The organism is Vibrio mangrovi, assembly GCF_024346955.1.
GTDB classification, from domain to species: Bacteria; Pseudomonadota; Gammaproteobacteria; order Enterobacterales; family Vibrionaceae; genus Vibrio; species Vibrio mangrovi.
The window spans coordinates 1,947,082-1,962,374 of record NZ_AP024883.1; the positions used below are offsets into that span (position 1 = coordinate 1,947,082).

General features: G+C 44.9%; 12 protein-coding genes. 8 read left to right on the top strand and 4 right to left on the bottom strand.

The window, feature by feature from the left end:
- The first annotated feature begins 541 nt into the window (after window positions 1-541).
- Genes OCU74_RS08740 through OCU74_RS08750 form a run of 3 tightly spaced genes read left to right on the top strand, consistent with a single transcriptional unit; the run spans window position 542 to window position 2,692 of the window.
- Window positions 542-1,153: a GNAT family N-acetyltransferase gene (locus tag OCU74_RS08740; RefSeq protein ID WP_087479357.1), complete on the top strand. Its 612-nt coding sequence runs from the start codon at window positions 542-544 to the stop codon at window positions 1,151-1,153.
- The gene (locus tag OCU74_RS08745; protein ID WP_087479358.1) at window positions 1,140-2,000 is read left to right on the top strand and encodes a lysophospholipid acyltransferase family protein; all 861 of its coding nucleotides are present in this window, start codon (window positions 1,140-1,142) and stop codon (window positions 1,998-2,000) included. The genes OCU74_RS08740 and OCU74_RS08745 overlap by 14 nt, the downstream gene beginning before the upstream one ends.
- Window positions 1,997-2,692 carry an HAD-IB family phosphatase gene (locus OCU74_RS08750; RefSeq protein ID WP_087479359.1) on the top strand — a complete coding sequence of 232 codons (696 nt, stop codon included), beginning with the start codon at window positions 1,997-1,999 and terminating at the stop codon, window positions 2,690-2,692. Before OCU74_RS08745 ends, OCU74_RS08750 begins: the two co-directional genes overlap by 4 nt.
- A gap of 80 nt (window positions 2,693-2,772) precedes the next feature.
- Here the strand turns inward: OCU74_RS08750 and OCU74_RS08755 are convergent, their stop codons facing one another.
- The gene (locus tag OCU74_RS08755; RefSeq protein WP_200807650.1) at window positions 2,773-3,453 is read right to left on the bottom strand and encodes a response regulator; all 681 of its coding nucleotides are present in this window, start codon (window positions 3,451-3,453) and stop codon (window positions 2,773-2,775) included.
- Window positions 3,450-5,066, bottom strand: a complete 1,617-nt coding sequence (locus OCU74_RS08760) for a sensor histidine kinase (RefSeq protein ID WP_087479361.1) — start codon at window positions 5,064-5,066, stop codon at window positions 3,450-3,452. The genes OCU74_RS08755 and OCU74_RS08760 overlap by 4 nt, the downstream gene beginning before the upstream one ends.
- A 266-nt stretch (window positions 5,067-5,332) precedes the next feature.
- Here OCU74_RS08760 and OCU74_RS08765 point away from each other — a divergent pair, with 266 nt between their 5' ends.
- The 5 genes from OCU74_RS08765 (at window position 5,333) to OCU74_RS08785 (ending at window position 11,221) form a co-directional block, all read left to right on the top strand.
- Window positions 5,333-6,301: a tripartite tricarboxylate transporter substrate binding protein gene (locus OCU74_RS08765; RefSeq protein WP_087479362.1), complete on the top strand. Its 969-nt coding sequence runs from the start codon at window positions 5,333-5,335 to the stop codon at window positions 6,299-6,301.
- A 113-nt stretch (window positions 6,302-6,414) separates the two neighbouring features.
- Complete coding sequence (locus OCU74_RS08770; RefSeq protein ID WP_087479363.1) at window positions 6,415-6,912, top strand: tripartite tricarboxylate transporter TctB family protein; 498 nt, start codon at window positions 6,415-6,417, stop codon at window positions 6,910-6,912.
- 10 nt (window positions 6,913-6,922) lie between these two features.
- Complete coding sequence (locus OCU74_RS08775; protein ID WP_087479364.1) at window positions 6,923-8,452, top strand: tripartite tricarboxylate transporter permease; 1,530 nt, start codon at window positions 6,923-6,925, stop codon at window positions 8,450-8,452.
- A gap of 151 nt (window positions 8,453-8,603) precedes the next feature.
- Complete coding sequence (locus OCU74_RS08780; RefSeq protein WP_087479365.1) at window positions 8,604-10,499, top strand: DUF294 nucleotidyltransferase-like domain-containing protein; 1,896 nt, start codon at window positions 8,604-8,606, stop codon at window positions 10,497-10,499.
- On the top strand, window positions 10,499-11,221 hold the full coding sequence (locus tag OCU74_RS08785; RefSeq protein ID WP_087479366.1) for a 3'-5' exonuclease: 723 nt from the start codon (window positions 10,499-10,501) through the stop codon (window positions 11,219-11,221). Before OCU74_RS08780 ends, OCU74_RS08785 begins: the two co-directional genes overlap by 1 nt.
- Window positions 11,222-11,289: 68 nt before the next feature.
- On the opposite strand, the gene OCU74_RS08790 is transcribed toward OCU74_RS08785, so the two are convergent.
- Together OCU74_RS08790 and OCU74_RS08795 are read right to left on the bottom strand one after the other, a co-directional pair.
- Window positions 11,290-13,173: a methyl-accepting chemotaxis protein gene (locus OCU74_RS08790; protein ID WP_087479367.1), complete on the bottom strand. Its 1,884-nt coding sequence runs from the start codon at window positions 13,171-13,173 to the stop codon at window positions 11,290-11,292.
- Window positions 13,174-13,423: 250 nt separating this feature from the next.
- Complete coding sequence (locus OCU74_RS08795) at window positions 13,424-14,998, bottom strand: BCCT family transporter (RefSeq protein ID WP_087479368.1); 1,575 nt, start codon at window positions 14,996-14,998, stop codon at window positions 13,424-13,426.
- Between the last annotated feature and the right edge of the window lie 295 nt (window positions 14,999-15,293).

Sequence of the window (15,293 nt, forward strand, 5' to 3'; positions counted from 1 at the left end):
CTCACATTAGAGACTATATAGCACATTTTTTATTTTTTTAGATAATTTTAGTTTATTTTATATTTTATTCACTACGCCGCTTCCCTCCTAGAGATTTGCTATCTGTACCAAGATAACCCTCCCCTTTTCTGACAATTATGACGATAAGCAACTATTTACATTAAAACCAAGAGCAAATAACTTAAATTCACATGGAGGATTCAAAAAGGGAATAATTTGTTTCAGGACATTCACAAACGAAATAAAACCATTCTTTTCATAAGGAATGATTTTCATTTTATGTATCAATAATAATGATGTAACGAATATGTTTTAAAAACATATAAATAAGAGAGTTCAGCTCCTCAATTAGGGTTCACTTATCTATTGCTTGTTAGCCAGCGTATGGCAGCAGATGTTTTAGAAAGGAACTCACTTAAATTTAAACAAAGAAGCATCGAATCGGGTAGCGCTATATGTGGTTGTCATCCCATACAGAATCACATTGCAAAATGTGGCGATGATAAACAATTGAACAATTGAAGTTTGGCGGTAGGTAGATATGAATAACGTTATATGTAGCAAATACGGCATCACACTACGGAAATGGAATGATGAAGACATTCAAGGGTATGCAACACTGGCTTCTGATGAAGAGAATATGAAGTTCATTTCTTCCGGAAATGCCAGAACAATCGATATCATCAAAGATGAAGTTGATCGGTTCAGACAAAACCAGGAGCAGAAAGGATGGGCTCGTTGGGTTGTTTCACAGGGTCCTAATGCTCCTTTTATGGGTTACGCCGGATTTGAAGAGAAGCAGTTCGGTATTAACTTCGGTATGCGCTATTTGCCGAAATATTGGGGAACGCCCTGGACTTACCTTGCGGGACATGCAGCACTATGCTGGGCCTTTGATGTTCTTGGTTTTACTTCAGTCTATACACTCACCAACATCAAACACACACGTGCAATTCAGATGAATCTGAAATATCTCAACCTTGATCGTCGTCAGTGTCGGGTGGTTTCAACTCAATTTGGAGATCACTTAAAGATTGACTACACCAGAGATAATTTCTTTGCAGTCAGAGATAAAAACGAAAACACTGCTCAAAAACTATTCCAGTACATTCAGAAACAGGAAGCACGGGAAACAGTACATGCAAAATATTGAGCAAACCATATCATGCCGGGATGTTCCCATCTCGGCATTATGTGATGTGAAATTATGGAACCATTTCTCGCCACTCACAGCCTTGTATATGCCGTTTGGCTTTTTATTACTGCTTTTCCGTCTGCTGCTTATCGGTGCTTACGGCGTGATATTCCCACTGTTCCCCGTTTCCCGGAGAAAAAGGATATATCGGATCTTCATTCGCATGCTGGGTATACGGGTTCGCTGTAATATGACATCGCAGGAAGTCGGTCAACATACTGCCGGATGTGTGGTTGCATCAACACATGTCAGTATTTTTGACCATATTCCCGGTTTGGCAATGCCACACGCCACGCTGATGATAGACAAGTCAGACAGTCCATTGGGTAAATTTGTCGGCTATATACTATTCAAAGGTTCGGATTCCAACTATTGGCTGGTAAGAAATCAGCGTCAGTTGGTGCAATGCTTCAGACAATGGAACAAATCTCCGGAACAACATGCGCTGTACATCACACCGGAGGCAACAATCAACAACGGTAAAGCACTTTTCAGGTTCCGTCCTGAGTTCATGATCAGAGGACAGCCGGTTGTACCTCTGGCGTTGAAAGTTAAATTACCTTTTGGTTTATCTCCAAGTCCAATGATGTCTCCGGGATATGTCCGCTTCCTGACGATCCTCATGATGCCATACATTCATTTTGAGGTGACTTATCTGGATAAACTCCACTATTCCAAGGAGCAGGCACCACAGGAATTTGCAGATACAGTTCAGCAGGCTATTGCAGATTATCTGGAAATTCCGGCAACACGCTGGACCAAAGACGACAAATACAGTTACAGAGAGCAGTTAAAACAGTCATGAACGTCATTTTTGATTTTGATAATACTTTACTCCCGGAAGAAAGTACGGTTGAAGTATTGAAAATAGCATTAAGCCATAAAAAAGGCGGCCATGAAACGATGCAGTATCTGGCAGATATCGCTCCCCGGGCATTTGCCGGAAAGTCGACATGGCAGGAAAAACTGTTAATGCTGAAAACAGCCATGTCTGTCACCAGACAAACGGTAGATCAGTATGTCGCCAGCCGGGTTAATGCTTTAAACCCGGTATTAAAGGAAACACTGCAGTCCCTGACCAACAAAGGCGTAAAGCTGCATGTGATTTCGGGAGGTTACACTGAATGGATCACGCCACTGTTAAGTGCCTGGGAAATTCAGTGTGATCAGATTACCGCAAATCGTTTTATCTGGCTGGGAAACCGGGTCGTGGCAATACGTCCCTCCCCCTTACTTTCATCGAAAGGAAAAGTTCAGGTAATTCACCACTGGAAAAGCCAGAATAAAACAACCGGGAAATTCATTATTGTCGGAGATGGTTCAGCCGATCAGGACACACTACGCTACAACGCCAGTGACGCTTTCGTTTCTGCTGAATATTTTCAGAATAATCAACTTCCTGAAATGGATCAGATGAGGCGTGCTTCAACCCCCGAAGAAGTTGGTCAGCACATTGATCATTTTTTAACGCAGCTCTCCCCCGCTGTTGTTTATTAACGCCTCATCTACCACACCTTCAGTGGACCATCCGGTCCACTGAGTCTTCTTTAAAACTATTCTTATTATTTCTTCTAAAACTATCCTTTACGCTGATAACACCGTTCCGGTCGGCCGACAGTTCCATAGTTCACATCAGAGATCAGCTCTCCCGTTCCAATCAGGTATTCCAGATAGCGTCTTGCTGTTGTTCGGCTTGCTCCCATTTTCTCCCCGGCTTCATCCGCGGTCAGACTGACATTTTCATGAAACAGCTTGCGAATTTTATCCAAAGTTACCGCATCGATGCCCTTCGGCAATTTTTCTGTCCCACTTACCGATGCTCCGGTTGAATTTGACAGCATCTTATCCACCAGCCCCTGATCCAGACCACCGGCTTCCGTCAATTGCTGGCGCAGTAACTGATACTTCTGCATCGCTGCTTCAAGACGGGAGAAAACCACGGGTTTGAGCAAATAGTCGACAACACCGTAACGCATTGCCTGTTGCAACGTTCCGACATCTCTGGCTGCTGTAATCAAGATCACATCACACTCATCCTGATTGGTCCTCGACTGCTGCAAAATATCCAGACCGGTACCATCGGGCAAATAAACATCCAACAAAACTAAATCCGGTGACAACAGGGACAACTGCATCTCTGCTTCCACTTTATTGGTGGCAATTCCAACAACTTCAAATCCACCAATCTGTTCCAGATAACGCTGGTGAAGCTGAGCAATAACCAGATCATCTTCAATAATCATGACTCTGGTATTCATACCAATGGTTCCTTCGGCAAATAAACCGTCATTCTTGTACCACTTCCTTTTTTATCGAACATTTCCAATTGTCCGTGATATCTGTCGGTTAACTGCTGTACCAGAAACAGTCCGACACCACGCCCCTGATTACTTTTACTGGAAACGCCTCTTTCGGTCAGAATATCAGCACTTACCCCTTCCGGCAGTCCGCATCCCTGATCATCAACTTCCAGAACAATCTCATTGCCATAGTCACTGACAGATACCTCAATTATACGTCTCTCATGGGCAATATGTTTACTCTGCCGTACAGATGTCAACACAGCATCAAAGGCATTATCAATCAGGTTTCCCAAAATGGTGACAACATCTTCAGAGTGAAGATGGCCCGGCAAAACGTCCAGTTTGGTCCCTTCTTCAACCCGGAGTTCCAGTGACAATTCACGGGCTCGCTCACTCTTGCCCAGTAACATCCCGGCAATCAACGGATCTTTAATGGCTCCACGCAGAAATTCGATCAGCGTTTGATAATGTTCAGTTTCCTGACCGATCAGCTGCTGCACCGCTTCAAGCTCCCCCATCTGTACTAATCCACTGATAGTATTCAGTTTATTCCTGTGTTCATGGGTTTGGGAGCGTAAAAGCTCTGCATACGCTTTTGTCTGGGAAAGTTGTTCTGTTAAGTCATTAATTTCATCACGAAGCCGGAAACTGGCAACGGCTCCGACCACACGTCCATCGACCACGATCGGACTTCGGTTGGCAATCAACCATTTACGATTCAGGTACAGCTCGATATCACTATCGGTTTTTCCGGTTTCCAGCAATGTATAAAGATTACTGTCCTGCAGAGAATCGGTTAACAGCCGATTTAATGCCGTCTCTTTATGAATACCCAGAATATCGCAGGCACTACGGTTGACAGAGCGAAGATAACCCTTTTCATCAATACTCAGAATTCCTTCTTTCAAGGTACTCATCGTCACATCAAGCTCACCATAAAGCCGGCCGATTTCTTCAGGTTCAAACCCTAAAATGGCTTTTTGAAAACGGCGGGATACATAACCGGAAATCAACCCATTCACGATGACGACCAATACAACAATGATCAGTAAGTAATGCAAATAAGGTTCAATTCTGTCTTGCAAACGTTCAATCAGGTATCCGACAGACACAACACCGATAATATGACCGGATGCATCAATGACTGCTGATTTCCCCCGTACGGAGCGACCGAGTGAACCATGAGCAAATGAGACATAGGACAGTCCTTTCTGAAGCGCTTGCTGGTTATCTCCTCCCACCATAGGCAAACCAATTCTTTCGTCCAGCGGGTGAACCAGCCGAATTCCCCGATTATCACCAATAACAATAAATGCAGCGCCAATCATATAGGCCAGATCACGATAATGCTTTTGCTGACTCGTATCTCCCTGATGAATCATATCGATCACTTCCGGGGACTCGGACAGATACGTAGCTACGCGCAATGCTTTTTGCCCCATATCTTCCTCTTGCTGATGTCTGATATAGGAAAAACCGGCTAAAGCCAGAATCAGCAGTTCAATTAGTCCTGAGAAAGTCATCATGATCAGCATCCGTTTGCGAAAGCTGATCTCATTCCATGTCATATGTACCTCCAGAAAAGAAGCCGTACATTAACACTTATCTAACATTGTTAAGAGTACCATGATGAATAACTGTGATTGATTCAACGCATTCATATATCACCGTGCACAATATGAACAAAATGCCCGTAATACCCATTATTCCAATTTATTACCACAAACAAGACAACCAATTAACATTTATATAACTTTTGCAATGCAATACCGCATGGATTGCCAACCCTGCAAATACAATAAATAAATTGCACCCTGCAAAAGGAACGTGAAATATGAAGCGACTGAAATCCCGCCTGATGATATCCATCCTCGCTGCTGGCTTTTCTGTAAGCACACTGGCCGCAGATATTGAAAAAATCCACTTTCTGATTCCCGGAGGTGCCGGTGGCGGCTGGGATATGACAGCCCGTGGAACCGGTGATGTCCTGCTGAAAACCAAACTGATTGATACCGTATCTTTCCAGAATATGTCTGGTGGTGGCGGTGGAAAAGCAATCGCCCATTTGATTGAGACGGCAGATCGTCAGGAAGATACCCTGATGGTAAATTCAACTCCGATTGTTGTCCGCTCTCTTTCAGGCGTCTTCCCTCAATCCTTCCGGGATTTAACTCCGGTTGCATCGATTGTTTCCGATTACGGCGCGATCGTTGTTTCTGCCGATTCCAAATATAAAACCTGGGAAGATGTTGTCGCCGACTTCAGAAAGAACCCGCGTAAAGTAAAAATTGCCGGAGGTTCGGCAAGAGGAAGTATGGATCATTTGGTCGTTGCCGCAGCGTTTAAAGGCGAAGGTTTTGACCCTAAATCAGTCCGTTACATCGCTTATGATGCCGGTGGTAAAGCTATGGCTGCTCTGCTTTCAGGCGAAACACAACTGCTGTCAACCGGGTTAGGCGAAGTGCTGGAAATGTCGAAAGCGGGACAAGTCCGTATTCTGGCAACGACAGCACCGAAGCGCTTACCTTCCGCACCGGATATTCCAACGCTGACAGATTACGGTAACCCAACCGTTTTTGCGAACTGGCGTGGTTTCTTTGCCGCTCCGGGAGTCAGCAAAGAAAAAGTGGCCGAATGGGACAAAGTTCTGGAAAAAATGTACCAGACACCAGAGTGGCAGGTCGTCCGGGATCGTAACGGCTGGATCGATAACTATAAACCAAGCCCTGAATTCTACACTTTCCTGACAGAGCAGGAAAAACAGATGGGTGCTCTCATGCGTGAATTAGGCTTTATTAAATAATCAGCCATCTTACCGCAACTTAAACCGTCATATACAGGCTTGTTGAAAATCCTTTGTTGGATGACCCGTCCAGGCAGCCTGTATATGACCCCTTACACCAAATGGAGTAGGACATGTCTACCAGAATTAACAAACTGCTCTCAAGCGAATATTTATTATGCCGGGACCGGGTCGGTGCACTGATCTTTTTAGTGTTTTGTCTGGGTTACGGTTACCAAACATTCAACATTCCGCTTTTCCCCGGAGATGAATATGAACCCTTCACTGCCAGAACGCTACCCATACTGCTCACTTATCTCGGGATCATTCTTTCCGTCGCACTTCTGGTCACAGGGCAACCAGACAGTAAAAGCGGTGCCGTACTCAACTTCAACTGGAAGTTACTGATCAGTTTTCTGCTCTTAATGGTGCTCTATGGTATCGGCCTCACTTATGCCGGTTTCGTTATCGCGACCACCCTTTTCCTGGCTATTGGATTTTATCTGCTGGGGGAACGACGTAAAAAAGTACTGTTCGGTGCGTCTTTTCCCTTTGTGTTCACCTTTTATATGTTACTGACACAAGGTCTGGATATTTATCTGGAACCCGGTGTTATCTTCACCATCTGGTAAGGAGGTTGTGATGTTAGACGGAATTCTTCAGGGACTCAGTACAGCCGTCCTCCCGATGAATCTGATGATGGTGGTTGTCGGTTGTTTTGTCGGTACTTTTATCGGTATGTTACCGGGGCTGGGACCGATCTCAGCCATTGCACTGATGATCCCGATTACCTACGGCCTCGAGCCCTCTTCCGGCCTGATTCTGATGGCTGGTGTTTACTATGGAGCCATCTTCGGAGGTTCAACCTCATCAATTCTGATTAACGCTCCGGGTTGCTCTTCAACGGTCGTAACTGCCTTTGACGGATACCCGATGGCTCAGAAAGGACAAGCCGGTAAGGCGCTGGCGCTGGCAGCCTATTCCTCATTCACCGGAGGCACACTTTCAGCAATTATGCTGCTATTCGCAGCACCTGCATTAGCAAGTGTTTCACTCAGTTTTCAATCTTCTGACTATTTTGCTCTGATGCTGGTCGGTTTATCAGCCGTTGCCGCTTTCGCCGGAAAAGGGCAAGTGATCAAAGCCTGGATGATGACCATATTTGGTCTGATGCTCTCTACTGTTGGAATTGATAAAGGTGTCGGCGTCGAACGCTTTACCTTTGGACTGACCGACCTGATGGATGGATTCAGCTTTCTGATGCTGGCCATGGCGACATTTGCTCTGGGTGAAACCTTAGTGGGTATTCTGAAACCGGAAGCCAATACTCAAGATGCGGAAACTCAGAAAATGAGCGATCTCGGAAGTATGAAGATCAATAAGGAAGAGTTCAAGGAAGCAGCCCCGGTCGCACTACGCTCTTCAATTCTCGGCTTTTTTACCGGTGTACTACCGGGTGCCGGTGCAACAATCGCAGCATTCCTCAGCTACGGTATGGAACGTAATCTGGCTCCGAAAGAAAAGCAGGAGGAGTTTGGTCACGGCTCTATTCGTGGTCTGGTTGCTCCGGAGTCCGCCAACAATGCATCATCCAGCGGTTCCTTCGTTCCTCTGCTGACATTGGGTATTCCCGGCTCAGGAACGACAGCCATTATGCTGGGTGCGTTAATTGCTTATGGTATTCAGCCGGGACCTCGCCTGTTTGTTGAACACCCTGATGTATTCTGGTCGGTGATCATCTCGATGTACTTCGGTAATATTGTTCTGATTATTCTGAATCTTCCTTTGATTCCGTATATTTCCCGCTTACTTGCCGTCCCGAGAACTGTGCTGTTGCCGATGATTCTGTTTTTCTCGATCACCGGGGTTTATCTGGTATCGTTCAATACGATGGACGTCTTCATCATGATTCTGATTGCTATCGGTGCCATTATGCTGCGGCTGGCAAACTTCCCACTGGCACCGTTATTACTTGGTTTCATTCTGGGCGGGCTGATGGAAGAAAATCTACGCCGGGCGCTGATGATCAGCGACGGAGAACTCAGTTTCCTTTGGGAAAGACCTATAACTTTCACCTTCACATCTCTGGCTGTTCTGTTATTACTCAGCCCCCTGATGAGTACCATACTCAATCGCCTGAAAACCCGAAAAACCTCATTACATCATTCCTGATGTCCAGCCCGGAACCATCCGGGCTTTTTTATTTCACTCTTGCTTATTTTGCCTTTTAGTTTACTTTTTTTTAACAAATCAAACATCGCCCCATCGAACCAAACGTAACTTCCTGCTATGATGATGAAAATGCTCGTTACAGGGACACAACATGCATGCAGAATTACTGGAAATTAAACAATTTCTTGCTCAATATCCACCATTCAGCGAGTTTGAAGATTCAGTACTTGAAGAGATTACTCACCAGATAGAAATCACCTACTTCCGTCAGGGAACGCCGATAATTCAAAACGGCGGAGCAATTCAGGATCTCTTTATCATTCGGAGCGGTGCAGTTGAAGTGTACCGGAGAAAAGGGGAACTTTATAACCGACTCTCTCAGGGTGATCTGTTCGGACAAATGGGATTACTGACCAACAATAAAGTTGTTTTTCCCGTTACAGCGATTGAAGACACTCTGGTTTACTGTATTCCGGAGGCTCTGTTTCAGTCTTTATATGATAACTATGAAGTCTTTGCTGATTTTGTAGAAGTCAATGATAAAACCAGACTTCGCCACGCCGTCTCCAGTACGGTTGAAGAGAATGATCTCTCGACAGCCAAAGTGAAGAATCTGCTCACCGGGGAAGCCGTCTGGATTACACCGGAAACTTCGATTCACCAGACTGCGCAAAAGATGGCAGAGGAAAACGTCTCTGCTCTGCTCATATTGAACACAGATCAACCTGAATCTGACGGTCTTGATGACAAACCTCAGTTAGGCATTATCACAGACAGAGATCTCTGCAAGCGTGTACTGGCGAATGCGGTACCACCACATCAGCCGATTCGTGATGTGATGACAACTGAACTACTGACCCTTGATCACAACGCTTATGTTTATGAAGCGATGATGCTGATGCTGCGTCATAAAATTCACCACTTACCAATTCTGAAAGAAAACAAACCGTTAGGTATTCTTGAAACAACAGATCTGGTCCGTTATCAGTCACAGAACTCTCTGCTGCTGGTCAGTAGTATTTTTCATCAGAACAGTATTGATGATTTGGCTACAATCGCAGAACAGGTGAAAGAAAGTTTTGTCCGTCTGGTCAATGAAGATGCCAATGCTCACATGATCGGCACGGCAATGTCAGTGATCGGACGAAGCTTTAAACAGCGGATTATCGAACTGGCAGAAGCCGAGTACGGCACACCACCGATTCCCTATTGCTTTCTGGCACTCGGCTCAATGGGAAGAGATGAACAATTGGTTGTTACCGATCAGGATAACGCCATTATTCTTGATAACCGTTATGATGCTCAAAAGCATGACGCCTATTTCAGCAAGCTCTCCCAGTTTGTATGTGACGGACTGGCACGTTGTGGTTACAGTTACTGTACCGGAGATATTATGGCAACCAATCCAATCTGGCGTATGACCCGCCGGGAGTGGGAAGCCTGCTTTTCTGACTGGATAGACGATCCGAATCCGAAGGCGCTGCTGAATGCATCAATTTTCTTCGATCTGGATGGCGTATACGGTCAGACTCGCTGGGCCGAACAGCTGAATCGTTTTATTGTCAGACGGGCGCAGAGAAGTCCACGCTTTCTTGCCTGTCTGGCTCGTAATGCCCTGAACCGCACACCACCTCTGGGATTTTTCAAAAATTTTGTGATGGAAAAAGATGGCCGGCATAACAATTCAATTAATTTGAAACGACGTGGAACAGCCCCACTGGCTGATGTAATCCGGGTGCATGCGCTCGCTGTCGGTTCTTATGCCAGAAACTCTTTTGAACGACTCGACGACATCATTGAGTCAGGTCTGCTCCCCAAAGGAGGCGGAGAAAATCTCAGAGATGCTCTTGAGTTTATTTCTATGGTTCGGATTCGTCATCAGGCCTACGATGTTGAAAACCGCATTGAACCGGATAACAATATTGAACCGGAAAACCTATCCGATTTTGAACGGCGCAATCTGAAAGATGCATTTCAAATTTTGAGCAATGCACAAAATTTTCTGAAATATCGCTATAAAGCCAACAGCTCAATTCGTTCATCATAATGCTAAAAAAACTATTGAAAGCACCCAGTATCGACTGGCAGAAAAAATACCAACTGAAACAGAAACGGGTGACTCACCCGTCTCTGAATTACTTTTACCAACAAATGCTTCCGGAGGCACATACACCACTTGAAGAAGTGGAGTTTCTGGCACTGGATTTTGAGACGACAGGTCTCAATCCGGCCAAAGACGAGATCATCACTATTGGAGCGGTTCCTTTTACACTGGATCGGATTCGTCTGAGTCAGTCCAGGCATTGGCTAGTCCAGCCCCGCCGCCCTCTGAAAGAGTCGTCAATCATTGTCCATGGCATCACCCATACAGATATTATGGGAGCTCCGGATTTAAACGATTTTCTGGATGAGATTCTGCACCTGATGGCCGGAAAAATTATTGTGGTCCACTATTATCCGATAGAGCGACAATTTCTCGACCAGGCATTAAAGAAGAGAATTCAGGAAGGGATTGAATTTCCGGTTATTGATACGATGAATATTGAAGAACGGATTCTGGTACAACAGTCCGGCGGTATTCTGAACCTCCTGAACAGCTTTAAAACAAAGCCTTCAGTACGGCTTGGCAATACCAGAGATCGTTACGGATTACCGGCTTATCCCATGCATGATGCATTGCTCGACGCTTTGGCGACTGCTGAATTACTTCAGGCACAGATAGCGAATCATTATGATCGTTCACAGCCGATTAGTGATTTCTGGATATAGTCTGTACTACTTAAATCTTCTTCTGACGCGCCGGGTGGCGCGTCAGAAGTCTGCTTATCCGTTCAGTCTTAAAGCTTAAACTGACGAATTTCTTTTTCAAGCTCATGAGAAAGACGGGACAATTCTGCCGACTGCTGGGCAGCATCTTCCGCTTCTATTGCAAACTCATTCGAAACATTGCGGATACCTTCCGTATTTCGGGTGATTTCAGAAGTAACGGATGCCTGCTCTTCCGCAGCAGAAGCAATTTGTGTTGCCATATCACTAATCTGAGTGACAGCGTCACGGATAATAGCCAGACTACTTTCCGCGGCATTGGCTTCATCAACACTGTGATTTGCTAACGTACTACTTTCCGACATCATTTTTACTGCTTTGCCGGTTGTTGTCTGCAATGTGCTAATCATCTGCTGAATCTCTTCAGTGGATGCATGAGTTCTCTGACTGAGCAAACGCACTTCATCAGCAACAACGGCAAATCCACGTCCCTGTTCCCCGGCCCGGGCGGCTTCAATTGCTGCGTTCAGGGCCAGTAAATTGGTCTGTTCAGCAATTTCCTGAATTGTCGCTAGAATCGAACTAATCTGATTACTGTGAGCATCCAGCTCCCGGATTACATCGGTTGCAACCTGAACTTCATTTGCCAGAGAAAGAATCGATGCCTGAGTTTTAGAAACCTGCTGTGCACCATCCAGACAGGATGTCACGGCATCATTAGAATTCTGCGCCGTATGTTCAGCATTTCCTGCGATTTCCTGTGTTGCAGACGCCATCTCATTGATTGCGGTCGCAACCATATTGATTTCATCCTGTTGGTGGCTGATACGCCGACTGCTTGTACCTGAATGCTCAGCAGCATGTCTGGCCTGTTCAGACAGTGAAGCGGCAATCATACTCAGTTTTGAAACCATGGCATGCATATTACTGACGAACTTATTGAAGTTATTTGCCAGTTGCCCCACTTCATCTTCAGTTCTCGGCATCAGTCTTTGTGTTAAATCACCATCTCCGGACGCAATTTCTGCCAGCGCTTCAGACACCTGACGCAAGTCTTTAATCAGGAAACTGACCAACCAGGAAACGAGAATAATCACCAGAACAGTAATTACAGCAGCAATAAACAATAACCAGAGAAATGTATGCTGGAATGAAAGCTCTTCAGTGCTCCGATCAACTTCAACGGCAAAGATCCAGGAAGACTCCGGAACTCTGGTAAAATAAAACCACTTCTCTTTTCCATTGATAGTCAGAGGAAGCATCTGTTCGGAATCCGCAGCCTGGAGGATCGATCGCATTGAAAGTGCAGAAGAAAGTTCACTAATCGGTTTCAGTGTCATTCCTTTATCGGGATGAGCCAGAAAGTTACTTTCACGGCTATCAATCAGCATAGTGTAAGCATTTTCACCAGCATCAAGATTGAGAACATCACTGATGATCTGATCAATCAGAACATCAGCACCAACGACACCGGCCAAATTTCCATCTTTCATGATCGGCTCGGCAATCGTCACCATTAATGCGCCGGTGCTGGCACCAACATAAGCTTTGGTTACCACCTGAGATCCGGACTGAACAGCAGCTTTATACCAAGGGCGCTGACGCGGATCATATCCGGCTTTATTCCGCTCAGGATGAGAACGGAACATTTCGCCATTCACTGTACCATAATAAATATCATCAAATCCGCCAGCCAGACGAGCCTGCTGTAAATGCGGAACAACATTGGACGTTTTTGCGTACTCGTCAGCTGACGATGTAATTTCTTGTTTTGTCTTAATCCAGCCGGAAATACCAGTAGCGGCTGCAGTGGAAAGTGATTTAGCACGCTCGTAAACCCCATTGCGTGTCTCTTGATATAACTGATGCTCTGATAGCCATGTCAGAGCAATTGCCATCAATAAGCCACCGGAAATACTGGCCATGATAAGCTTTTGTTTGAGTGTCAATTTCATTGAACTGATTTATCCTCGGTATGATGAATAATATGTAACAAAAATATTAATATACCCAAATGACATCAATTTATGACGAGTTCTATACAATAAGCCTTTGTATTTTAAGTCAATCAGATACAAACAGGATGTGGTTTCCCCAGCCATTGTCACCCACTGCAAATAAACGCCATGCCAAACTGATGATCTACCCGGACAGAAAAAAGCCGGCATATGCCGGCTTTTTCGCAACTTCCGAGACCATCAATTATTAACGTAATCGCTCGGTTTTCATTCCCATAATCAGACTGACACACATCATGAGCAGAACAATTGTAAATGGGAGTGCTGTCGAAATTGCACCGGCCTGTAATGCCTGGACAGCTTCTGTTCCACCGATCCATAACAATGCAATCGCAATTGCACCTTCGATCGAAGCCCAGAAGATTCTCTGTGGAACCGGTGCATCCACTTTACCACCTGCGGTAATACTATCGATTACCAGTGATCCGGAATCAGAAGAGGTAATAAAGAATACCAAAACTAATACAACACCGATCAAGGAAAGTATTTTACCATAAGGTAGTACATCAAACATCTGGAACATCGCCAAAGAGACTTCGGTGATTCCTTTATGGCCAAGTTCCCCAATCTGATGCACAGCCTGATCAATCGCCATTCCGCCGAATACCGACATCCAGACTAATGTTACCAGCGTTGGTACAAACAATACCGCGGTGATAAATTCCCGCACGGTGCGTCCTTTCGAAACTCGGGCAATGAACATACCAACAAATGGTGACCAGGAAATCCACCAGGCCCAGTAGAAGACAGTCCAGCCCTGGAACCAGGCTTCATCTTCCCGGCCATGAGGATTACTCAATGGCAGAATATTTTCGATATAGGAGAGTAACGTCGTTTTAATCGAGTCAAACGTGACGGCATAGCCAATCAGACCAACAGCAATCAATAGGAAGAAAGCGATGATCATATTGATATTCGAAATAACTTTCACGCCACCATCAATACCACGGACAACAGAGATTACCGCCAGCATTGTTACAACAACAATCACAACAACCTGTAATCCCATCCCCGCTTCAATACCAAAGACATGATGAATACCACTGGCAGCTTGCTGTGCGCCAAGCCCCAAAGATGTCGCCAAACCAAACAGGGTTGCAACAACTGCAAGAATATCGACCAAATGTCCGGGCCATCCCCAGGCACGATCACCCAGTAACGGATAAAAAATTGACCGGATAGATAATGGTAATCCTTTGTTGTAACAGAAGAATGCCAGTGATAATGCAACAACACCATAAATTGCCCACGGGTGAAGTCCCCAGTGGAACATTGTTGCTCCCAGAGCAAGTTGAGCCGCTTCAGGTGAGTTGGCAGCAACATTCAACGGTGTTTTATACCATCCGGTATAATACGCAACCGGTTCTGCAACACTCCAGAACATCAGGCCAATCCCCATACCGGCTGCAAATAGCATTGCCAGCCACGACATATAAGAGTAGTCGGCCGTTGCAGACTGCCCGCCCAGACGGATTTTCCCATATGGCGATACAACCAGAACTAAACAGAAAACCACAAAAATGTTTCCGGCCCAAATAAACAGCCAGTCGAAGTTACCAATGATTTTCCATTTTATACCATCTAAAACAGACTTCGCTGTCTCAGGATCAGCAATTAACACCGCCACAAGGAACAGTAAAATCAGCCCGGCACTAATCCCAAACACAGGATTGTGGACATCAAAACCCCATTTTTGAACATTATCCTGCCCAACGGTGTAATCTGTACTATCTATACTATATTTATCAATACCTTTGGTCATAATTCCCCTCATTATGATTTAGCTGTCAAATTATTATTACCTATCCATAGGTAAACCAGCCAAAAATCATTCGTATACATAATGAATAACGCATACCGTTCAAAGAACAATTTATCTTAAATAAATTAATAATACCATCAAATGGTTAAAATATAAGCCAAAAATTAGATAATACAGGATATTATGGTTAAAAATGGGACAATTCAAGAGAAGTACGCCAGGAAATTTGTTTTGTGTACTAATATTTTATGTAAATTGCTTAATGACGAGAATCTTGTGCCACAGGTAAGAGTGG

Excerpts from the sequence above, each read along its gene's own strand:
- OCU74_RS08750 (WP_087479359.1), top strand. The coding sequence starts at position 1,997 with ATGAACGTCATTTTTGATTTTGATAATACTTTACTCCCGGAAGAAAGT.
- OCU74_RS08755 (WP_200807650.1), bottom strand. The coding sequence starts at position 3,453 with ATGAATACCAGAGTCATGATTATTGAAGATGATCTGGTTATTGCTCAG.
- OCU74_RS08760 (WP_087479361.1), bottom strand. The coding sequence starts at position 5,066 with ATGACATGGAATGAGATCAGCTTTCGCAAACGGATGCTGATCATGATG.
- OCU74_RS08785 (WP_087479366.1), top strand. The coding sequence starts at position 10,499 with ATGCTAAAAAAACTATTGAAAGCACCCAGTATCGACTGGCAGAAAAAA.
- OCU74_RS08795 (WP_087479368.1), bottom strand. The coding sequence starts at position 14,998 with ATGACCAAAGGTATTGATAAATATAGTATAGATAGTACAGATTACACC.
- OCU74_RS08775 (WP_087479364.1), top strand. The coding sequence starts at position 6,923 with ATGTTAGACGGAATTCTTCAGGGACTCAGTACAGCCGTCCTCCCGATG.
- OCU74_RS08770 (WP_087479363.1), top strand. The coding sequence starts at position 6,415 with ATGTCTACCAGAATTAACAAACTGCTCTCAAGCGAATATTTATTATGC.
- OCU74_RS08790 (WP_087479367.1), bottom strand. The coding sequence starts at position 13,173 with ATGAAATTGACACTCAAACAAAAGCTTATCATGGCCAGTATTTCCGGT.
- OCU74_RS08745 (WP_087479358.1), top strand. The coding sequence starts at position 1,140 with ATGCAAAATATTGAGCAAACCATATCATGCCGGGATGTTCCCATCTCG.
- OCU74_RS08765 (WP_087479362.1), top strand. The coding sequence starts at position 5,333 with ATGAAGCGACTGAAATCCCGCCTGATGATATCCATCCTCGCTGCTGGC.
- OCU74_RS08780 (WP_087479365.1), top strand. The coding sequence starts at position 8,604 with ATGCATGCAGAATTACTGGAAATTAAACAATTTCTTGCTCAATATCCA.
- OCU74_RS08740 (WP_087479357.1), top strand. The coding sequence starts at position 542 with ATGAATAACGTTATATGTAGCAAATACGGCATCACACTACGGAAATGG.